Source organism: Arthrobacter sp. NPDC056886, from assembly GCF_042788715.1.
Lineage (GTDB): Bacteria > Actinomycetota > Actinomycetes > Actinomycetales > Micrococcaceae > Arthrobacter.
Window position 1 is genome coordinate 51,579 of the sequence record NZ_JBHUBT010000013.1, and the last position, 20,526, is coordinate 72,104.

Annotated in this window: 19 protein-coding genes; 10 read left to right on the forward strand and 9 right to left on the reverse strand. The window is 66.7% G+C overall.

Going from position 1 to position 20,526, the window contains the following annotated elements; all coding sequences use genetic code 11:
- Positions 1-38 precede the first annotated feature (38 nt).
- Positions 39-800 carry a DUF4191 domain-containing protein gene (locus tag ACFRJ8_RS20140; protein WP_377988149.1) on the forward strand — a complete coding sequence of 254 codons (762 nt, stop codon included), beginning with the start codon at positions 39-41 and terminating at the stop codon, positions 798-800.
- 158 nt (positions 801-958) lie between these two features.
- A complete protein-coding gene (locus tag ACFRJ8_RS20145) occupies positions 959-1,369 on the forward strand; it encodes a DUF3817 domain-containing protein (protein WP_377988150.1) in 411 nt (136 codons plus the stop codon).
- A 154-nt stretch (positions 1,370-1,523) separates the two neighbouring features.
- On the opposite strand, the gene ACFRJ8_RS20150 is transcribed toward ACFRJ8_RS20145, so the two are convergent.
- On the reverse strand, positions 1,524-1,961 hold the full coding sequence (locus tag ACFRJ8_RS20150; RefSeq protein ID WP_377988151.1) for an RDD family protein: 438 nt from the start codon (positions 1,959-1,961) through the stop codon (positions 1,524-1,526).
- 284 nt (positions 1,962-2,245) lie between these two features.
- Between ACFRJ8_RS20150 and glnA (ACFRJ8_RS20155) the strand changes: the two genes are divergently transcribed.
- The 3 genes from glnA (ACFRJ8_RS20155) (at position 2,246) to ACFRJ8_RS20165 (ending at position 5,866) form a co-directional block, all read left to right on the forward strand.
- Positions 2,246-3,670: a type I glutamate--ammonia ligase gene (glnA, locus tag ACFRJ8_RS20155; RefSeq protein ID WP_277526917.1), complete on the forward strand. Its 1,425-nt coding sequence runs from the start codon at positions 2,246-2,248 to the stop codon at positions 3,668-3,670.
- Between the two features lie 268 nt (positions 3,671-3,938).
- Positions 3,939-4,067, forward strand: coding sequence for a hypothetical protein (locus tag ACFRJ8_RS20160; RefSeq protein ID WP_377988152.1), 129 nt, complete (start codon positions 3,939-3,941; stop codon positions 4,065-4,067).
- Positions 4,068-4,318: 251 nt separating this feature from the next.
- Positions 4,319-5,866 carry a hypothetical protein gene (locus tag ACFRJ8_RS20165; protein ID WP_377988153.1) on the forward strand — a complete coding sequence of 516 codons (1,548 nt, stop codon included), beginning with the start codon at positions 4,319-4,321 and terminating at the stop codon, positions 5,864-5,866.
- A gap of 53 nt (positions 5,867-5,919) precedes the next feature.
- On the opposite strand, the gene ACFRJ8_RS20170 is transcribed toward ACFRJ8_RS20165, so the two are convergent.
- The 4 genes from ACFRJ8_RS20170 to glnA (ACFRJ8_RS20185) all read right to left on the reverse strand — a co-directional run bounded on the left by ACFRJ8_RS20170 (position 5,920) and on the right by glnA (ACFRJ8_RS20185) (position 11,335).
- Positions 5,920-6,435, reverse strand: a complete 516-nt coding sequence (locus ACFRJ8_RS20170) for a GNAT family N-acetyltransferase (protein ID WP_377988154.1) — start codon at positions 6,433-6,435, stop codon at positions 5,920-5,922.
- Between the two features lie 49 nt (positions 6,436-6,484).
- Positions 6,485-6,901, reverse strand: a complete 417-nt coding sequence (locus ACFRJ8_RS20175) for a VOC family protein (protein ID WP_377988155.1) — start codon at positions 6,899-6,901, stop codon at positions 6,485-6,487.
- Positions 6,902-6,973: 72 nt separating this feature from the next.
- On the reverse strand, positions 6,974-9,985 hold the full coding sequence (locus ACFRJ8_RS20180; RefSeq protein ID WP_377988156.1) for a bifunctional [glutamine synthetase] adenylyltransferase/[glutamine synthetase]-adenylyl-L-tyrosine phosphorylase: 3,012 nt from the start codon (positions 9,983-9,985) through the stop codon (positions 6,974-6,976).
- A gap of 9 nt (positions 9,986-9,994) precedes the next feature.
- Positions 9,995-11,335 carry a type I glutamate--ammonia ligase gene (gene glnA / locus ACFRJ8_RS20185; protein ID WP_377988157.1) on the reverse strand — a complete coding sequence of 447 codons (1,341 nt, stop codon included), beginning with the start codon at positions 11,333-11,335 and terminating at the stop codon, positions 9,995-9,997.
- Positions 11,336-11,598: 263 nt separating this feature from the next.
- Between glnA (ACFRJ8_RS20185) and panB the strand changes: the two genes are divergently transcribed.
- The 3 genes from panB to ACFRJ8_RS20200 all read left to right on the forward strand — a co-directional run bounded on the left by panB (position 11,599) and on the right by ACFRJ8_RS20200 (position 13,930).
- Positions 11,599-12,537, forward strand: coding sequence for a 3-methyl-2-oxobutanoate hydroxymethyltransferase (gene panB, locus ACFRJ8_RS20190; protein ID WP_377988158.1), 939 nt, complete (start codon positions 11,599-11,601; stop codon positions 12,535-12,537).
- Positions 12,538-12,751: 214 nt separating this feature from the next.
- Positions 12,752-13,141: an SHOCT domain-containing protein gene (locus ACFRJ8_RS20195; RefSeq protein ID WP_377988159.1), complete on the forward strand. Its 390-nt coding sequence runs from the start codon at positions 12,752-12,754 to the stop codon at positions 13,139-13,141.
- A 30-nt stretch (positions 13,142-13,171) separates the two neighbouring features.
- A complete protein-coding gene (locus ACFRJ8_RS20200) occupies positions 13,172-13,930 on the forward strand; it encodes an MBL fold metallo-hydrolase (protein WP_377988160.1) in 759 nt (252 codons plus the stop codon).
- 72 nt (positions 13,931-14,002) lie between these two features.
- Here ACFRJ8_RS20200 and ACFRJ8_RS20205 read toward each other — a convergent pair whose 3' ends face one another.
- Together ACFRJ8_RS20205 and ACFRJ8_RS20210 are read right to left on the reverse strand one after the other, a co-directional pair.
- Positions 14,003-16,051 carry an alkaline phosphatase family protein gene (locus tag ACFRJ8_RS20205; protein WP_377988161.1) on the reverse strand — a complete coding sequence of 683 codons (2,049 nt, stop codon included), beginning with the start codon at positions 16,049-16,051 and terminating at the stop codon, positions 14,003-14,005.
- 142 nt (positions 16,052-16,193) lie between these two features.
- Positions 16,194-16,358 (reverse strand): SPOR domain-containing protein, encoded by a 165-nt coding sequence (locus ACFRJ8_RS20210; protein ID WP_018772367.1) that lies wholly within the window; start codon positions 16,356-16,358, stop codon positions 16,194-16,196.
- 199 nt (positions 16,359-16,557) lie between these two features.
- On the opposite strand from ACFRJ8_RS20210, the gene map reads away from it, so the two are divergent.
- Positions 16,558-17,436 (forward strand): type I methionyl aminopeptidase, encoded by an 879-nt coding sequence (map, locus tag ACFRJ8_RS20215; protein WP_377988162.1) that lies wholly within the window; start codon positions 16,558-16,560, stop codon positions 17,434-17,436.
- 97 nt (positions 17,437-17,533) lie between these two features.
- A complete protein-coding gene (gene ppgK, locus ACFRJ8_RS20220; RefSeq protein WP_277526904.1) occupies positions 17,534-18,337 on the forward strand; it encodes a polyphosphate--glucose phosphotransferase in 804 nt (267 codons plus the stop codon).
- 203 nt (positions 18,338-18,540) lie between these two features.
- Here ppgK and nrdR read toward each other — a convergent pair whose 3' ends face one another.
- Together nrdR and hisD are read right to left on the reverse strand one after the other, a co-directional pair.
- Positions 18,541-19,044: a transcriptional regulator NrdR gene (gene nrdR / locus ACFRJ8_RS20225; RefSeq protein WP_377988163.1), complete on the reverse strand. Its 504-nt coding sequence runs from the start codon at positions 19,042-19,044 to the stop codon at positions 18,541-18,543.
- 117 nt (positions 19,045-19,161) lie between these two features.
- A complete protein-coding gene (gene hisD, locus ACFRJ8_RS20230; protein ID WP_377988224.1) occupies positions 19,162-20,514 on the reverse strand; it encodes a histidinol dehydrogenase in 1,353 nt (450 codons plus the stop codon).
- Positions 20,515-20,526: the final 12 nt, after the last annotated feature.

Consider the following 20,526-nt stretch of genomic DNA (forward strand, 5'->3'; position numbering starts at 1 on the left):
CCGGCCCTTGGCTGTCCATCACGTAGAATTAAGGCACTATGGCGAATTCCCCTGATCCCAGCAACTCCAGCCCGGCTTCCGATGCTCCGAAGCGCGGACTTTTCTCCCGCAAGCCCAAGGCAGCAAAGGCCAAGAAGCCGAGCCGGCTGAAGCAGATCGGCGAAGTCTTCCAGATGACGCGCCGCCACGATCCCATGGTTCCGTGGCTGATGTTGCTGGCCTTCTTGGGTGTTGTCGCAGTCAGCCTCCTGGTCGGGTTCCTGCTCGAAAACTGGATCACCGGTCTCATCATCGGCATCGCACTCGGTGCCCTAGCGGCCACGCTGATCCTGTCCCGCCGCGCCGAGCGTGCAGCGTTCGCGCAGATCGAGGACCAGCCAGGCGCTTCAGGTGCCGCACTGGGCACGCTCAAGCGCGGCTGGATCACCGAGGACCAGCCCGTCGCCGTGAACCCGCGCACGCAGGACGCCGTCTTCCGCGCCATCGGCCGTCCCGGCGTCGTGCTCGTCAGCGAAGGCCCCAGCAACCGGGTCAAGCCGCTGGTCGACGCCGAGCGCAAGCGTCTCGCCCGCATCCTCCCCAACGTCACCATCCACGTGATCGAGAGCGGCCGCGGCGAGGGCCAGGTGCCGCTCAGCCAGATCGCCAGGAAGATGAACAAGCTCAAAGGCGAACTGACCAAGACCGAGGTCAGTGCCGTGTCCAAGCGCATTTCCTCGCTCGGCGGCCGCCTGCCCATCCCGAAGGGCATCGATCCCTACAAGGCCCGTCCGGACCGCAAGGCGGCCCGAGGACGCTAGGCCCCGCCCGCAGCGCCACCCGGTAGCGCAGCAACCAGGGAACGCAGCAACCAGTAACTCAGAAACGCCCCGGTTCACGGCCACTCCAGGCCGCCAGCCGGGGCGTTTCCATTACCACCGGACATCTACCGATGGATGCCAGGAACCAGGAGAACCGCATGACATTCCCACCGACCGCCATGATGATCCGTGTCTTCCGGGGACTGGCAATCGCCGAAGCGTTCAGCTGGGCTGCGTTGCTGTTCGGCATGGTGCTCAAATGGGTGACCAAGACGACGGAACTCGGCGTAGAGATTGCCGGTCCGATCCACGGGGCGTTCTTCATCGGCTATGCGATCGCGGCGTTGAGCTTGTGGGCGAAGCTTCGCTGGCCGTTCCGGGTTGCATTGCTCTCAGGCCTGTCCGCCGTCTTCCCCTTCGCGACCGTCTGGTTTGAACGCTGGGCCGGACGCCGCGGTCACCTCAATGCCGCCGGCGCTGCCCCGCAGGGAAGCGAACCGGGAAGCCAACAGAGCGAAGTGACAGGAGCTTCGGACCGCGACGACGACACGGTATCTACCGGGGTCTGACGGTATCTACCGGGGTCTGACGGGGTCAGGCAGAGTCAGTCGGGGTCTGACGGGGAGCAGGCTGGGGTCAGACTGGCGCTGACCAGGCCTGGCCAGTACGGTCGGCCGTGGCCCTCCTCCGACTGGGGGATCGACGTCGGGCCCTCAGCGAAAGCTACATCCGGACGAGCACGGTATTCATGGCCTTGTCGTGGAGGCCGCGCTGGTCCGGGTCGAAGATGACGGCAGGGATGACCAGGCACAGCAGCAGGGTGCGCACCAGGGCCGCGAGCGGGCCCGCCGGGCCTCCGCCCAGCCGGACCACGTGGATTCCGACGATCCGGTGGCCGATGCTATAGCCGAGGGTGCCGATGAGCAGGATCTGCTCGATGGCGAACACGGCGAGGGTGGCCCAGGAATCGCCGGCGAAGGCGAAATTACTGATCAACAGCGCGATGCCCCAGTCAATGCAGATGGCCAGGATGCGCCGGCCGGCGCGGGCGATCGATCCCGGCCCGGCGTCGGGCAGTCCCAGCCGCTCCCCCGGGTACCTGGAGATGCCGGATGTATCCGGACCGGTGAGCCATGAACCGATGTCTTTGCGATCAACCACCCTCCAATCTTATCGGCTCTGGCATGTCCACAGTGTGGGCGGTAGGGTGTCACACTGTGGACCGTATAGGCCACAGTGTGGACCGGCGGCTAGCGTTTACGTGTCAGGGCATTCTGTAACCTCCCTGAAACAATGCGGACACTGCGGGGAAATCCCATGTCCTTAGGGTGGTAACAGTTGCTAGCGACTGCGAAGCGGGGGAACTTTTTTGCTTCCCCGCTTGTTGGACTGCGCTGGACCAATGTGCCTGACGGCCAGATTTTTCATATGCGTAAGGAGCATAGATGTTCAAGACTGCGGACGAAGTCCTCAAGTTCATCAAGGACGAAGACATCAAATTCGTCGATATCCGCTTCACCGATCTCCCTGGCGTTCAGCAGCACTTCAACGTGCCCGCCAAGAGCGTTGACGCCGACTTCTTCGTCAACGGCCAGCTGTTCGACGGATCTTCGATCCGCGGCTTCCAGGGCATCGCCGAGTCTGACATGCAGCTCATCCCGGACGTCACGACGGCGTTCATCGACACGTTCCGCATGGAGAAGACCCTTGCGCTGAACTTCTCGATCGTGAACCCGCGTACCGGTGACCCGTACCACCGCGATCCCCGCGGCGTGGCCGAGAAGGCAGAGGCCTACTTGGCTTCCACCGGCATCGCCGACACCGCGTTCTTCGCCCCCGAGGCCGAGTTCTTCGTCTTCGACAACGTCCAGTACCAGTCCTCGCCCCAGGGCAGCTTCTACAAGATCGACTCCGAGGAAGCGCACTGGAACACCGGCCGTGAGGAAGAGGGCGGAAACCTCGGCTACAAGACCCCCATCAAGGGCGGTTACTTCCCTGTCTCCCCCACCGACAAGCAGGCCGACCTGCGCGACGCCATGTGTGTTGCCCTGGACGAGGCCGGCCTTGAGGTCGAGCGCAGCCACCACGAAGTCGGCTCCGCCGGCCAGGCTGAGATCAACTACAAGTTCACCACCCTGACCCACGCGGCTGATGACCTGCAGAAGTTCAAGTACGTCATCAAGAACACCGCCGACGCCTGGGGCAAGTCCGTGACCTTCATGCCGAAGCCGGTCTTCGGTGACAACGGCTCGGGCATGCACTGCCACCAGTCGCTGTGGACCGGTGGCGAGCCGCTGTTCTACGACGAGAAGGGCTACGCCGGCCTGTCCGACACCGCCCGCTGGTACATCGGCGGCCTGCTGAAGCACTCCTCCGCAGTCCTGGCCTTCACCAACCCGACGGTGAACTCCTACCGCCGCCTGGTCAAGGGCTTCGAAGCTCCGGTCAACATGGTCTACTCGCAGGGCAACCGCTCCGCCGGTATCCGTATCCCGATCACGGGCTCCAACCCGAAGGCCAAGCGCATCGAGTTCCGCGCGCCGGACCCCTCCTCCAACCCGTACCTGGCTTTCGCCGCCCAGCTGATGGCTGGCATCGACGGCATCCGCAACCGGATCGAACCCCCGGCTCCGATCGACAAGGACCTCTACGAGCTCCCCGCCGAAGAAGCCAAGGACATCCCCAAGGCTCCGGGCACCCTCGAGGAGGCCCTGGATGCACTGGCCGAGGACAACGAGTTCCTGCAGGCCGGCGGCGTCTTCACCCAGGACCTGATCGACACCTGGATCGAGTACAAGTACGAGAACGAGATCCGTCCGCTCTCACTGCGCCCGAACCCGTACGAGTTCGAGCTCTACTACGGCGTCTAGTAAGATCACACGGCTGAATCTGGCATAGTCCGCAGACAGTCCGCAAGAACGCAGATACAAAAACGGCCCTCCCACCCGATTCGGGCAGGAGGGCCGTTTTCGTTTGCCCGGCACTTATTTGCGGATCAGTCGGTTCTTTGGAAGCCCCAATCAGAAACCGCTTGTGCCTGGACAGGGTTCGGAGTTGCATAAAACTATGAACCCAATGGCGTCCCTAGACACGCCCGAGGTTTCCGGGGATGTTGTTCTGTTGATCGCAGGATTAGGCGTGGCTGCGATCATCCTGATGGCGGCCTTCCTGACCTTCCTTTACTACCGCGACCGGGCCGAGGACAAACGATCCGAGGAAGTAGGGATGCGTCACCGGTCCTTTGGCGGGTCCCACCGGCGCTTTTAGTCCAGTTCCTACCGGCGCCATTCCGGCTGGTAGTCGGGTAGTCCATGTACGGCTCAGCGATGCTGAACAGGACCTTCACATAAGGCAGCCGGGGCAACTCTCTGTTGTCCGGAGCCGTAATCGCGACGGCGCCCTGTGGCACCGATTTCTCCGCATGGGCGGCGGATGACAAGAGCCGACGTGTTTCTCTTGTAGCATTTGCCATGGTCCCTTCCCGCACACGGCGAGGGCATTCTTTGGGGGAAATGTTCATGGGAACTCTTGCGCGCACGGCTTCGGCCGCCGGTGCTGCCATAATTTTGTCGGCCATCGGCTTCGCAGCTCCGGCCCAGGCCACTTATGCCTGCTGGGATTCTGCCAGCGGGCAGAAGTGCCGGGACTTCGGCGAAGGTGCCGCGGGCCGCACCATGGTCCGGGTATTGGAACGCCCCACGTTCACCGGAATCCTCAAGGTGGGACAGACCGTCACGTCGTATCCCGGCGAATGGGTGCGGGCTCAAACGCTCAAGTACGAATGGCTTCGCGACGGAGTCAGCATTCCCGGTGCCAGGGACGAAACCTACGAAATCACCGCGGCCGATGACGGCCGGGCGCTGGCCCTGCGCGTGACCGGCTCCGCCGCCGGGCTGACGGACGCGGTGGCGACCACCCTGCCGTCCCCCATAGTCAGTGCCACCAACACGGTGGTGTATACGGCCAGCCCGGCCATCATCATCACCGGCGAAGCTCCAGACGTGTCGGGCTGGTCGAGGGTCGGATTCACCCTGGAGCTCAACGAATTGGGCGCGTGGTCACCCGACGCTGTGGCGTTACAGTGGCAAGCCGATGGCTTGGACATCGAGGGCGCCACCACCGATACCTACAAGATCAGGACTGCCGACCTGGGCAAAGTGGTCACCCTCAAGGTGACCGGCGGCCAGCCGGGTCAAGGCAGCGTGTCCAAGTCCAACACAGCCCCTGCCGTCACCCCCGGGTACATCCACCCCACAGATGAAATGTGGTTGGCCGGCGGGTCAAAGGTCGGCGACACCCTCAATGTGGAGGGCAGCGGCGGCTGGTATGCAGACGGTGAGCCGATTACCCTCAGCTACCAGTGGGAGCGGGACGGCCAAAAGATCACCGGGGCAAGCCGGGCGACCTACACTGTCGTGGCCGCGGATCAGGGCCATCAGATCCGGGCGCAGGTCACTGCAACGGCTCCCGGACACTCGCCGAATACCCAATCGACGCTATACAACGACATCGTCGAGGGCGACACGGTTGACGACGGCGGTCAGCCCGCTCCCGCACCGGCCCCCGCACCCGTGAAGCCAGCTCCCGCACCGGCCCCCATCGAGCAGGCCCCGGCTCCCGTGAAGCAGGCACCCGCCCCGGCCCCGGCCCAGGCTCCTACCCCGGCCCCGCAGGCTCCCATCCGTCAGGCCGAGCTAGTCCAGCCAACAACCCGCAATGTTTCTTCGTCCAACCTCGTTCCTGCACGGGCCGGTGGTGGTTTCGTCCAGCCCCAGGCTGCCTCGCGGGCCGAGTCGCCGGTCGCTGACGCTGCCGGCGCGGCCGCAGTAGCTGCCCCCGCGGACGCCGCGCCTGCCGACACGGCACCGGCTGCCACCGCCAGCCCGGCTCCTTCATCCACATCCGGGCCCGCCGCCACCACAGCACAGGCGGCCAGCACAAGCCCCGCAAACCCGCTGCCACTAGCCCTGTGGATCGCCGGCGTTCTCATCGCCGCCGGCCTGGTCTGGGTCATCCGGCCGCTGCGTGCCTCGGTGAGCCGGATTGTCGCCCGCAAGGCCCCTTAGGGCGGGCGAGATACCAGCACGGTCCCAGGACGCCCCGGATCAAAATGCCTGGATCAGAAGGCCCGGTACATGATGCGCTGCGGGCCGGCGTCGCCGCCTTCGTAGCGGCCGCGGTCCTCAAATCCGGCCTTGCGGTAGGCGGCCAGCCCGCCGGGGTTCAGTTCGTTGACGGAGAGAACGACGCCGGCCTGGCCGCGGCGGAGGCCCGCCGTCAGTTTGGCGGCCTCCCGCACTGCGGCCTCCGCGGCGAGGGTGCCGAGGCCCTGGCCCTGCTGCCGCCGGTCGATCAGGAAGCCCCGCAGCAGCCAGGCGGAGTCGTCGTCCGGCCAGCCGGCCAGGGTCGCGGCACCGGCCTGGAGCGTCAGCACGCCGACGGCGGTGCCGTTCTCATCCACGGCGAACGGGTGTCGGGACTCTTCCTCGAGCGCGATCAGCATCATTCGCAGCGGCTCGCCAACGAACCTTTGCTGCCCCTCACCGAGCTCCAGCAGCGCGATCTCCCCCAGCTTGATGGCCCGGGCGTCGTCGTCGAGGTTCTTCAAGGGCAGCAGCCACACATGTCCAGCCATGTAGCCAGCCTACCCGCGCAGGCGGCGCAGGCCGCCGGGAGTGACGCAGCTACAGGGCCGCGTCCTTGGGCGGACCGGCCGGATCCATCCAAAAGACTTCCCAAAGGTGGCCGTCCGGATCCTGGAAGCTGTGCGTGTACATGAAGCCGTAGTCCTGGGCCTCTTCCGACGCCGTGCCGCCGGAGGTCAGGGCGGTGCGGATGGCCTCGTCCACGGCTTCGCGGCTCTTCAGCGAGAAGGACATGATGGCCTCGGCGCTGTCCGCCGTCGCGGCGATCGACTTCGAGGTGAAGGTCTTGAAGTAGGACTCGACGAGCAGCATCACGTATGCGCCGTCATTGACGATCATGCAGGTGGCGTTCTCATCGGTGAAGTCGGGGTTGAAGGAGAATCCCAACGCCGTGAAGAACTCAACGGTCGTATCGAGATTCCGGACGGGAAGGTTCACAAACAGTTGCCTGGCCATCCGCCCAAGGTAGCACCGCGCGGCAATCGTGTCAGTAGGGCTTTTCGGCAGCCGCGTCCCAGCCGGCAGGCATTACTGGCCGTAGAAGACGCGCTCGAAAACTGCCCTGGCCCGCCGGCTCAGCCGGAGGTAGTCCTCTTCCAGCGCCGCGGCGTTGCCCTGCCCGTAGCCGCACCAGCGGGCCACCGCCTCAAGGTCGCGACGGGAGGAGGGCAGCAGGTCCGAGGACCGGCCGGTCCAGATGACGTTGGCCGACCGGATCCGGCTCGCCAGCCGCCAGGCCCGGAGGAGGACCACGGTGTCCGCCGCGTCGATGAGGTCCAGGGCAGCGGCCGCCTCGAGGGCCTCCACGGTGGACGTGGTCCGCAGCTCGGGGTGCGTGCCGGCGTGCTGAAGCTGGAGCAGTTGGGCCAGCCATTCGACGTCGCTCAGCCCGCCCCGGCCAAGCTTCAGGTGCCGGGCGGGATCGGCCCCGCGCGGCAGGCGTTCCGCCTCGACCCTGGCCTTGACCCGCCGGACTTCCCGCACGTCCTGGTCAGAGAGCGACTCCGGGTACCGGACGGTATCGATCAGCGCCACAAAATCCTCTGCCAGATCATCGTCGCCGGCCATCGGGCGCGCCCGCAGCAGCGCCTGGGCCTCCCAGACGAGGGACCACCGGCGGTAGTACTCGGCGTAGGACTCCAGGGTCCGCACCATGGGCCCGCTCTTGCCCTCGGGGCGCAGGTCCGCGTCCACGGCCAGCACCCGTTCGGCCAGGATCGCCGGCTTCAGCGGCTGGGTCAGCAGGCTGGAGAGCTTGCCGACGATCTGCACGGCCTGCGCCTGCGCCTCCTCTTCCGGCACGCCCGGGAGTCCGCGGTGGACGTACATGACGTCGGCGTCCGAGCCGTAGCCGATCTCCCGGCCGCCCTGGCGGCCCATCGCGACCACCAGCACGTGCGTCTTCAGCGGCTCCTCGGCGGTGATGATCGTCTCCGCCACGCGCAGCGCCCCCAGGACGGCTGCGCGGTCCGTGTCGGCGAGGGCTGCCCCCACCTGATCCTGGTCCAGCAGCCCCTCACTGTCCGCAATGGCCACCCGCAGGATTTCCCTGCGCCGGATCAGCCGGATCAGCCGCATGGCGCTCTCCGGGTCGGCGTGCCGGGACATCTTCGAGGTGATCTCGAGCCATTGGGATTCGAAGCTGAGCGGCACCAGTTCCTTGTCCGTGCCCAGCCACGCCACGGACTCGGGCGAAACCTCCAGCAGGTCCGCGATCAGCCGGGAGTTGGCCAGCACGTGGCAGAGCCGCTCGGCCGCGGCCGTCGAATCCCGGAGCATGCCCAGATACCAGTGCGTCGTGCCAAGGGCCTCGCTGACGCGCCGGAAGGCGAGCAGCCCGGCGTCGGGGTCCACGCCGTCGGCGAGCCAGTCCAGCAAGATGGGCAGAAGCTGGCGCTGGAGCGCGGCGCGGCGGCTCACGCCGGCGGTGAGGGCCTCGATGTGCCGCATGGCGCCGCGGGGATCGAGGTACCCGAGGGCCGCGAGGCGGCCCTGGGCGGCTTCCGGGGTCAGGCGCGCCTCTTCGCTGCTGAGGGTGGCGACGGAATTGAGCAGCGGGCGGTAGAAAATGCGTTCGTGGAGTTCCCGCACGGAGCGCTTGGTCTGTCGCCAGGCCGCGACCAGGGCGTCCGGCTTGGGCCGCTCGGCCGAGAACGGCCCCAGGACGGCCTTGGCGAGGGAGCGCAGCGACGCTTCGTTGGCCGGCATGAGGTGGGTCCGGCGCAGCTGGAACAGCTGGATCCGGTGTTCGAGCAGGCGCAGGTAGCGGTAGTCGCGGTCGAACTCCGCGGCGTCGGAGCGGCCGATGTAGCCGCCGGCGGAGAGCGCGGCGATGGCCGAGGTAGTGTCCCGGCAGCGCAGCGATTCATCGGACTTGCCGTGCACGAGCTGGAGCAGCTGGACGGTGAATTCGACGTCCCGCAGTCCTCCGCGGCCCAGCTTGATCTGCCGTTGCTCCTCCTCGGCCGGAATGTGCTCGGTGACGCGGCGGCGCATGGCGCGGACGGATTCGACGAAGCCTTCCCGGCCGGCCGAGGACCAGATCAACGGCATCACGGCAGCTTCGTAACGGGCGCCCAGGCCGGGGTCGCCGGCAATGGTCCGGGCCTTCAGGAGGGCCTGGAACTCCCAGCTCTCGGCCCAGCGCGCGTAATAGCTTTCGTGCGAGGCAAGGGTCCTGACCAGCGGCCCGGACTTTCCCTCGGGCCGGAGGTTCGCATCCACTTCCCACAGCCCCGGTTCGCGGCTCGTGGACATGATCGCCCGCGAGATCCCGGAAGCCAGAACCGTGCCGATGGTGGTGGCGAGGGTGTCCTCCAGCGCACCGGAATCGATCACGTAGATGACGTCGACGTCGGAGATGTAGTTCAGTTCGCGGGCACCGCACTTGCCCATGCCGATCACGGCGAGACCGACGTCGGCCACCTCCGCCGCGTCGAACTTCTCCGCCGCCTCGGCCCGGGACACGGCGAGGGCCGCCTCGAGGGCGGCGCCGGCGAGATCTGCCAGTTCCGCACCCGCGGCCGGCATAAAGTCCAGCGGGTCAGCTGCGCACAGGTCCTTGATGGCGAGTTCCACGAGCCCGCGCCGGTAGGCGGTCCGCAGGGCGGCGTAGGCTTCTTGTCCGCTAAGGGCCGCCACCGGCCGGGCCAACTTGGGGTCGGCCCGCACCGACTGCAGTAACCGGGCCCGCAGGGTCGCGGCGTCCGCGGCCAGCGGTTCGGGGCTGATCCGCACCTCGAAGGCGTCGAGGTGCTCGGGGTGGCGGATGAGGAACTCACCGAGCGCCTCGGAGGCCCCCAGGACCCGGTACAGCGGTTCGCTGCTTTCCGGGTCCGCGACGGCAAGCTTGCGCAGCTCCGGATGCTTCTCGATCAGCCGGACCAGGGACTGCAGTGCCGTGTCCGGGTTCGCCGCCAGCTGCAGCCCCGCGAACAGGGCATCCTGGTCGAGCCCCTCCAGTTCCCGGGCCGCCAGAAACCGCTCGCCCTTGTCGAGATCACTGAAGCCGGCGGCAATGAGGCGTCGTGCCAGGCTCATTGGGGCAGCCTACAGAATACCGAGATTGCGTTGCAGCTCGTAGGGCGTCACCTGGAGGCGGTAGTCCTGCCATTCTGCACGCTTGTTGCGCAGGAAGTGCTCGAACACCTGTTCGCCGAGGATCTGCGGCATGAGCTCGGAATCCTCCATGGTCCGGATGGCGTCGTGCAGGCTCGCCGGCAGTGGGTCGTGGCCCATGGCGCGGCGTTCCGCCGAGCTCAGCGACCAGATGTCGTCCTCTGCCGCTGCGGGGAGTTGGTAGCCCTCCTCGATGCCCTTGAGGCCGGCGCCGAGGAGCACGGCGTAGGCCAGGTAGGGGTTGGCTGCGGAGTCGATGCCGCGGTATTCGATCCGCGCGGACTGGCCCTTGCCGGGCTTGTACAGCGGGACGCGGACCAGCGCGGAGCGGTTGTTGTGGCCCCAGCTCAGGTAGCTCGGCGCCTCTCCCCCGCCCCAAAGCCGCTTGTAGGAGTTCACGAACTGGTTGGTCACCGCCGTGAATTCGGGGGCGTGCTTGAGGATGCCGGCAATGAACTGGCGCGCCGTCTCGGAGAGCTGGAACTCTGCACCGGCCTCGTAGAAGGCGTTGGTGTCTCCTTCAAAGAGCGAGAAGTGCGTGTGCATGCCGGAGCCCGGGTGGGCGGTGAAGGGCTTGGGCATGAAGGTGGCATACGTGCCCTGCTGCAGCGCGACTTCCTTGATGACCGTCCGGAACGTCATGATGTTGTCCGCGGTCTGCAGGGCGTCCGCGTAGCGCAGGTCGATCTCGTTCTGGCCCGGCCCGGCCTCGTGGTGGCTGAATTCCACGGAGATGCCGACGGATTCGAGCATGGTCACGGCGGTCCGGCGGAAATCCTGGGCCACGCCGCCCGGGACGTGGTCAAAGTAGCCGCCCTCGTCCACTGGGATGGGCGATCCGTCGGGGCCCGGCTGCTGGGACTTGAGCAGGTAGAACTCGATCTCGGGGTGGGTGTAGCACGTGAAGCCCATGTCCGCGGCCTTGGCCAGCGTGCGCTTGAGGACGTTGCGCGGGTCCGCTGTGGAGGGTTCGCCGTCGGGGGTCAGGATGTCACAGAACATCCGCGAGGTGGCCTCGGTCTCGCCGCGCCACGGCAGGATCTGGAACGTGGCCGGATCCGGCTGGGCGAGCATGTCGGATTCAAAGACGCGGGCCAGGCCCTCAATCGATGACCCGTCGAATCCGAGTCCTTCCTCAAAGGCGCCTTCCACCTCGGCCGGGGCCAGGGCCACGGACTTGAGCGATCCCACGACGTCGGTGAACCAAAGGCGCACAAACCGCACATCGCGCTCTTCGATCGTCCGCAGGACAAACTCTTGCTGGCGGTCCATACTGGCCTCTTTCCGGTTCTTCCATCCGCCCCAGGCCCGCCATTCTTGGGCCCCGCGGCTGCTCACCGTTCACTTTACTAAGCATTGCCACCGATTGCTGAAGCCGGGCCCCCGCGTAACACACCGTTAACACAACGGCCGACGATTTCGCTGCGTGCGGCGGCGCTGCACCGCCTCATGGACCATGGGGTGTGACGTGATTCACTGGCCACCGGGATGTTCCCCGGTAGCTGCGTAGACCCGTATCGCATTACGCTCGTGGCATGGCCACCAGCAACAGCTCTGATTCCAGCACGCCCGCAGAACTTGCGGCCCCCTACGGCAACGGGCCGGCAGCGGACTCCGCGGCCGTCCCCTCCGGGAGCACGGGCACCAGTGCGGGATCGGCGGACGCGTCCCGGAAACCGGTGGCCAGGATCCGCACGCATCACCTCCATCAGGCCAAGGTCAGCGGTGAGCGCTTCGCGATGCTCACCGCCTATGACCAGTACACCGCCGAGATTTTTGACCAGGCCGGCATCGAGGTGTTGCTGGTGGGCGATTCGGCCTCCAATAACGTCTTCGGCAACGAGACCAGCCTCCCCGTGACTGTGGACGAACTCCTGCCGCTGTGCCGGGCCGTGGCCCGCTCCGCGCGGCGGGCCTTGGTGGTCGCCGACCTTCCGTTCGGCAGCTACGAGGTCTCCGCCCAGCAGGCGGTGGCCACCGGCGTGCGGTTCCTCAAGGAGGGCCTGGCCCACGCGGTCAAGATCGAAGGCGGAAAGTTCTACGCCGAGACCGTCCGCGCCATGGTCCAGGCCGGCATCCCGGTCATGGCACACATCGGCTTCACCCCGCAGAGCGAGCACGCCCTCGGTGGCTACCGCGTCCAGGGCCGCGGCAATGACGCCCAGCGGCTGATCGACGACGCCGTCGCGCTGGCGGACGCCGGCGCGTTCTGCGTACTGATGGAAATGGTGCCGGCCGCCACTGCGGCCGCCGTGGATGCCGCCGTCGAGGTCCCCACTGTCGGCATCGGCGCCGGCAGCGCCACCACCGGACAGGTCCTGGTGTGGCAGGACATGGCGGGCCTGCGCGGCGGAAAGATGGCGAAATTCGTCAAGCAGTACGCGGACCTGCGGGCCTCGCTCAGCGACGCGGCCAAGGCATACGGCGAGGACGTCCGTTCCGGCCAGTTCCCCGGCCCCGAGCACTCCTTCTAGACGCGCCTGCGGGCCTCGGTCCCTCCGGATCCAGGAATCAGCCCGGCGCCAGAGCCCACACCTCATCCTTCACGGACGATGCGTTGCGCCTTCGCGGAGGTCAGGCTGACCTTAAGGTCTGCATCAGGGCCTCAGCAGATGCTCCGCCGGCCCGGACGGTTTCATGCGCGAAGCGCGGGGTCCGGCTCCGGCGGACACGATTGGAGGAGTAGCGATGGACACAACAAACTTCTGGGACGTTCTCCTGTGGAGTTTCTGGTTCTTCATCTGGATCGCCGCACTGATGGTGTGGTTCCGCTGCCTGATTGACATGTTCGGCGACCACACGCTGAGCGGCTGGGCCAAGGCCGGCTGGGTAATATTGCTGGTCTTCGTGCCTTGGCTCGGCGCCCTCATCTACCTGATCGCCCGGGGCCGCAGCATGGCCGATCGTCAGATGAAGGCGCTGGCCGAGCAACAGGCCGCCCAGCAGGAGTACATCAAGCAGGCTGCAGGCACCTCAGCCAGCCCGGCCGCCCAGATCGCCGATGCCAGGGCGCTGCTCGATTCCGGAGCCATCAACCAGACCGAGTTTGATTCCCTGAAGGCAAAGGCCCTGGCCTGACGCTGGCCTGACGCGACAGCTACGCCCGGCATGAGAATCACCTGGCTTGGTCACTCCACGGTGGTTCTGGATCTCGACGGGGTGCGGGTCCTGACCGATCCGCTGCTTCGTCCTCATGCCGGGCTGCTGCGTCGTCTGGCACCGCGGCCGGATCCGGCGTCGTGGAGTCGGCCGGACGCGGTGCTCCTTTCCCACCTGCACCACGACCACACCGAGTTGCGCTCCCTGCGCATGCTGCGCGGGGCGGCGTTGATGAGCGCTCCGGCGAACGTTGACTGGCTGCGTCGCCGAAAGCTGACGCACACAGTTCCGCTGGGTGACGACTGGACCCCGGTAAGCAGCAGGGTCAAGATTCGCCAAGTCCCGGCCGAGCATCGCAGCCGCCCCATGCCGCACCGTCCCAACGACGCCAATGGCCAGCTCGTTCGGGGACCATCAGGCATCGTCTGGATCGCTGGGGACACGGGGTTGTATCCGGAGATGGCCGCGATTCCCGCCATGGCGGGAGGGCCGATCGATGTCGCCCTGGTACCGGTCTGGGGGTGGGGACCCAGGCTCTCGGCCGGGCACCTGTCTCCGGAAAGCGCCGCCCGGGCTGTCGCGATGAGCGGTGCGCGATTCGCCATCCCGGTGCACTGGGGAACGCTTCACCCTCCGTTCGTCACCCACTTTGCCCAGGGCTGGCTTGAGCAGCCCGGGCAGCGGTTTGCGGACGCGATAGCGGAGCAGGCTCCTGGCTGCACGGCAGTGGTCCTCGCTCCCGGCGAGTCCTGGGTGATGCCCGCGTGAGTCGCCCAACCCAGACAATCAACGCCCCCCACTCAGCCCCGCCCACTCAGCCCCGCCCACTCAACCCCGTCACTAGCCGTGGAACGCCGTCGTTGACCGCTGGCCGCAGGACTCGAGCATCGTCACCAGCACCCGGTGGAGCTCTCCGGCGCCTTCGATCCGTTCGGGCAGCCCCGCCATGAGATCGGCCGGACCGATCAGCACGGCGCGGTCCTGCCAGCCGCCGAGGCCTCCGTGGGATCCGACGAGGCCTTCGAACGCTGAGACGTCGTCGGTCACGGGATCGACCGTGCTGTTGACATACAGATCCGGTGCCTCGGGGTGCAGCAGCGCACGGGCGAGCACCCGTGCCGCGTGAGACCCGAAGCCAGCCAACGGATCGCTGCCTTCGACCGCGCCGCTGGCGAGGTCGAGCCGCCCGCCGCTTCCGATCGCCCACGCCCGACCGTCCTCATCGATGCCCGCGACAAAGCCGACGCCCGGATGGCCCGCCAGGCCGGGGATCAGGGCTGGCCACTGACTCTCGAGGGCTTGGAGAGTGAGGCGCCGGTCGCCCCGGACGTAGACCAGGCCCAGGTTGCCGGAGCCCAACACGACCACCGGATCCTCGGCGTCGCCGCCTGCGCCAGAAGCCTGCTGTGCCTCCGTCTCTTGTGCCTTGGTCAGCACCTCGTCGGCACGGCCGGCCAGTTTCCCGGTCATCCCGCCGGCCGCGATGTCACCGGCGATGGAGTCCGCGCGGCCGAGCCCTTCGACGGACGCGTCCACGTTCTGAACCTGTTCGTTCATGAGTTCCGCGCACAGCTCGCCGAGGGCCTGGCCATACCGGTCCGCGAACGGGGTGCCCTGGGACTGGCCGTGGTCCGAGAGCACCACCAGCCGATAGCGGCGGGGCGCTGTACCGGCGAGCTGGGCCAGTGATCCGAGCGTGCGGTCCAGGCCATCCAGGGCTGCGAGCGATTCGGGCCGGAACATGCCGGCGTGGTGGGCGATCTCGTCGTAGTCGACGTAATCGACATAGATGCTCTTCGTGCCGCGACGCAGTTCTTCCGCCACCAAAGCGGTGTTCAGGTCCCGCAGCAGGCCGTTGGTGACTGCCCGCAGCAGGGCGAAGGTCCAGTCTCGATGCACCCGCGGGTTGAGATCCCGTTTGACCTGCCTCCGGGCCTGCCATCGCTCCTTGAGGATCTCCCCGACTGTCCGCGTGAAGCTGCGCATGAATCCGTTCGGCGAAGCGAAAAACCAGGCGAACGCACGGCGGGTTTGGGTGGAGCCGCGCCGGGCCTCCACCCGGCTCATCGTCAAGAGCGATCGGGGCGCGTCACCGGTGAACAAGTTGGAAATGGAGACGCCGTCGTCGCAGAGCAGGCCTTTGCCGGTGCTGTGTCTTTCCTCGATCACCCGGGCGTCGGCCGGACGGTTGGCCACCAGGACCCGTTTGAGCTCACGGTCGTACCAGCGGAAGGCGGGGATTCCATCTACGGTGCCGTGCAGAATGCCCATCTGGCTGGCTGGCGTGGTGCATGGCAGCTGCGGAGTCCATTCACGGAACTGGTAATCCCCCGATGTCAGCCAGCGCCGGATATGGGGCACTGCCCCGGACTGGACCGCCCACTGCAGCACCGGGAAGGGGACACCGTCGAGCTGCACGAACAGGACGCCGTCAACCTCTGGATCGCTCACCGTTTCCTGCCGGCGTGCCCTTCCGGCCAGTGAGGTGATGAGTCCGTCATCGGTTCCGGCCGTAGTGGCCCACGAGATCAGCGTACCCACGACGGCGCTGACCCAGGTTGCGGCAAGCGCGGTCCATGCCGTCGACTCGATGCCGGGCACCAGTCTGATGGCGACGTACATGATCAGGGCCTGCCCGATGAAAGCAATCAGAAGCACCGCCGGCCAGCCCACCCTGGCGGAAACCTCCACCAGCGCCGGGCGCAGGACCAGACCGACGATGCCGGCCACCGCTGCCACGGCGGCGTAAGCCCACCAGCTGGTTGCCGAGAAGCCAGGCAACAGCGCGCCGGTGATAATGAGGGCTACCGTCGAGGCAGCCCAGACAACGGCCAGCCTGGCCAGGTCGGTGACTCGGGCGCCGCGGGTGCGCATAACGCTCGTCGGCATTTTCTCAGTATGGCTGGCCGCAACCGGCAGGCACTCACCCTCACAGGGTGAGAATGACGGGCCGAGAAAAAGCCGTCCCCATGCCCGGTGTCCGGTCCGCGACAGCCTGGGATGCCCTCACTGGCGCGGCAGGCGGAGCGGACTAGTCGTCCTCGTCCTTGTCCCACGCCTCATTACGCGCCTTAACCTTTTCCAGGGCGTGTTCGGCTTCCTCACGGGTCTTGTACGGTCCGATCAATTGACTCCAGTCGGACATCGCGTCTTCCTCGATCTCGTGAGTATTGACGTTGTACCAGTATTCGGGCATCGGGGGTTCCTTCACTGTTTGTCCGGATGATTTCCTGCGGTTTTCCTGCTCTTCCCGGAGGTATTTTCCGCCCCCTGTTTTCCGGGCTCTGTTTTCCGGGCCTTACTTTCCGGGCTCTGTTTTCTGGGCTCTGTTTTCCGGGCTCTGTTTTCCGGGCTCTATTTTCCGGGCAGAGCCCGGGGGCTTATATGATCAATCTATGCCTTCTCTAGCCTCAACTGCACCCATCGGCACGCTTGTCCCGGGGACAGTGAGCCCGCAGCTTCCCGTACCGCCGTCCATCCCGCGTCCGGAATATGTGGGCAAGCCGGCTCCGGCAAAGTTCACCGGCTCAGAGGTCAAGTCGGCAGAGATCATTGAAAAGATCCGGATCGCCTCCAAAATAGCTGCCCAGGCCATCGTGGAGGTCGGCAAGCACATCGAACCCGGCGTCACCACCGACCACCTGGACCGGGTGGGCCACGAGTTCCTGCTGGACCACAACGCGTATCCGTCCACCCTCGGCTACCGGGGCTTTCCGAAATCCCTGTGTTCGTCCCTCAACGAGGTCATCTGCCACGGAATCCCGGACAGCACAGTGGTCCAGGACGGCGACATCCTCAACATCGACATCACGGCCTTCGTCGGCGGCGTTCACGGCGACACCAACTACACCTTCCTGGTCGGCGATGTCGACGAGGAATCCCGCCTCCTCGTCGAGCGCACCCGGGAATCCCTGAACCGCGCCATCCGGGCCGTAGCTCCGGGACGCGAGATCAACGTGATCGGCCGGACCATCGAGTCCTACGCAAAACGCTTCGGCTACGGCGTGGTCCGTGACTTTACCGGACACGGAGTCGGCGAAGCATTCCACACCGGGCTGATCATTCCGCACTACGACGCCGCGCCCGCATACAACACCACCATAGAAACCGGTATGGTGTTCACGATCGAGCCAATGCTGACCCTGGGCACCGTTGACTGGGACATGTGGGCCGATGAATGGACCGTGGTGACCCGCGACCGCAAGCGCACTGCCCAGTTCGAGCACACCCTGCTCGTCACGGAGTCCGGCGCCGAGGTCCTCACGCTGCCCTGACCGACCGCTCCACACGCTGTTTCCCTGAACCTCCCGCACTTTCACCTGCCGGCCCGCCCGGTCACCACAGCCCGCCCCTGCCACGAACGGAACGACATTGGCCAAGAAGGACGAAAAGTCGAAGAAGCACGCACCCCTGATCGGCATTGACATCGGCGGGACCGGTATCAAGGGCGGGATCGTGGACCTGAAGAAGGGAAAGCTGATCGGTGACCGCGTGCGCTTCCCCACGCCGCAGCCCTCCACCCCCGAGTCCGTGGCCGAAGTGGTGGCCCTGGTTGTCGCTGAGCTCACGGCACGACCCGACGCCCCCGATGCCAGCAGCCCCGTGGGAGTCACCTTCCCCGGCATCATTCAGCACGGCGTGGTCCACTCGGCCGCGAACGTGGACAAGTCCTGGCTGGAAGCCGACATCGATGGCATGCTCACGGCGCGTCTGGGCCGCCCCGTGGAGGTCATCAACGACGCCGACGCCGCCGGCCTCGCCGAGGCCCGCTTCGGTGCCGGCGAGGGAATCGACGGCACCGTCCTGGTCATCACCCTTGGCACCGGCATCGGTTCGGCCTTCATCTTCGACGGCAAGCTGGTCCCCAACGCCGAGCTCGGCCACCTGGAGATCGATGGCTTCGACGCCGAGACCAAGGCCTCGGCCGTGGCCCGTGAGCGCGACGGCCTCAGCTGGGAACAGTACAGCGTGCTGCTGCAGCGCTACTTTTCCCATGTGGAGTTCCTGTTCTCCCCCGAGCTCTTCATCGTGGGCGGCGGCATCTCCAAGCGCGCCAACGAGTACCTGCCGCACATGAAGCTCCGCACTCCGATCGTCCCGGCCGAGCTGAAGAACGACGCCGGGATCGTGGGCGCGGCCATCGAGATTGCGCTGAAGCACAAGCTGGCCAAATAAAGGCCCATTGGGCTATAAAGGCCAATTGAGCTATCACTCCGGGTCGTTCTGAAAGCTGGGAACGACCCGGAGTGATAGCTCAATTTTTTTGGAGCCGGTGGTGGCCGCGGCTTCCCCTCCGCTGCCACCACCGGAGTCTGTGGTGGATCCTAGGACACAGACACTAGGACATATGATTCACAAGAATTACGACGGCGCTGAACCTACGACGGCGCCTGGAGGGGGCGCTTGTCCGGGTTCTTGCCGTCCCGGCCCTTGGTCTCGGCCTCGTGGCGCAAAAGGGAAATCGCCGATTCGAAGTCCTCGAGCGATTCGAAGGCCTGGTAGACGCTGGCGAACCGCAGGTAGGCGACCTCGTCGAGGCGCTGCAGCGGCTCCAGTATTGCCAGCCCGACTTCGTGGGCATCGATCTCGGCGGCGCCGGAGCCCCGGATCGTTTCCTCGACTTCCTGCGCCAGCAGGGCGAGATCGTCCTCGGTGACCGGACGGCCCTGGCAGGCCTTGCGGACGCCGTTGATGACTTTGCTGCGGCTGAAGGGCTCGCCGACGCCGGAGCGCTTGATGACGGTCAGGCTGGTGGTTTCCACTGTGGTGAACCGACGGCCGCATTCGGGGCACTGACGGCGGCGGCGGATGGCGGAGCCGTCGTCAGCGATCCGGCTGTCCACAACACGCGAATCGGGGTTTCGGCAGAACGGGCAATACATGTCGGTTCCTCCCCTGTCGCAATCCGCAGTCAGCGCTGCCCTGTTGTCCCCAGTTTACGACTAGATGTAGCTGAATAACAAGCCTGTAATTACTACATGTAGTGGTCTGGGCCCTGTCTACGGGGCGGCGAACCGCACTGTAACGGCCTCGCCGTGCGCCGGCAGGTCCTCCGCGCCGGAGAGGCTGACGATGTGGTCGCTGACCTGCTCCAACGCGGCCCGGGTGTAGTTGATGACCTGGATGGCCCGCAAGAACGTGGTCACGTTCAGTCCAGAGGAGAAGGCCGCCGTGCCGCTGGTGGGCAGCACGTGGTTGGAGCCGGCGCAGTAGTCGCCCAGGCTCACGGGGCTGTAGTCCCCCACGAAGATCGCACCGGCGCTGCGGATCCGGCCGGCCACGGCGGCGGCATCGGCGGTCATGATTTCGAGGTGTTCCGCGGCGTACGCGTCACAGGCGGCGATGCCCTGCTCCATGTCCTCGACCAGGACCACGCCGGACTGCGGGCCCGAGAGTGCCTCGAGGACGCGGCTGGAGTGCTTGGTGGCGGCGGCCTGCCGTTCAAGTTCCACGCGGACGTCGGCGGCGAGGGCCTCGGAATCGGTGAACAGCACCGATGCCGCCTTGGGGTCGTGCTCCGCCTGGCTGATGAGGTCTGCGGCCACGAGGGCGGGGTTGGCGGTGGAGTCCGCGAGGATCGCAATCTCCGTGGTGCCGGCCTCGGAATCGATCCCCACAACCCCCTTGACCAGCCGCTTGGCCGTCGCCACGAAGATATTGCCCGGACCGGTCACGACATCAACGGGGTCGATCCCGGGGAGGTTGCCGGCGTCGGACGGGTCCACTGAGATGCCGTAGGCGAAGGCGGCGATGGCCTGCGCCCCGCCGATCGCGTAGACCTCATCGATGCCGAGCAGGCAGGCGGCGGCCAGGATTGTGGGGTGCGGGAGGCCGCCGAAATCCTTTTGCGGCGGCGAGGCCAGCGCAATTGATTCGACGCCGGCGGCGAGGGCCGGGACCACGTTCATGATCACCGAGGACGGGTAGACCGCCAGGCCGCCGGGGACGTAGAGCCCCACCCGCGCCACCGGCACCCAGTTCTGGCTGACGACGGCGCCAACGCCGAGTTCGACGTCGATGTTCGCCGGGCGCTGGGCGTCGGCGAACGCGCGGGCCCGCTTGATGGACTCCTCGAGTGCCGCGCGCACGGCCGGATCCAGGCCCTCCAGGGCCGCCCGCAGCGCCTCGGCCGGGACCCGGGGGTGCCCCTGCTCGACGCCGTCGAAGGCCAGTGCCAGCTCCCGCAGTGCGCCGAAGCCGCGTGAGCGGACGGCGGAGATGATGTCCAGGACTTTGCCCTCGGCGTCGGCCATGGTGCCGGACTGGGCCCGGGGCACGGCAGCGCGGAGCCCGGCGAGGGACAGTTGGGCACCCCGCACGTCCACCGTGCGGAAGTTGAGGGCGGCGGTCATCGGGGTCACGGG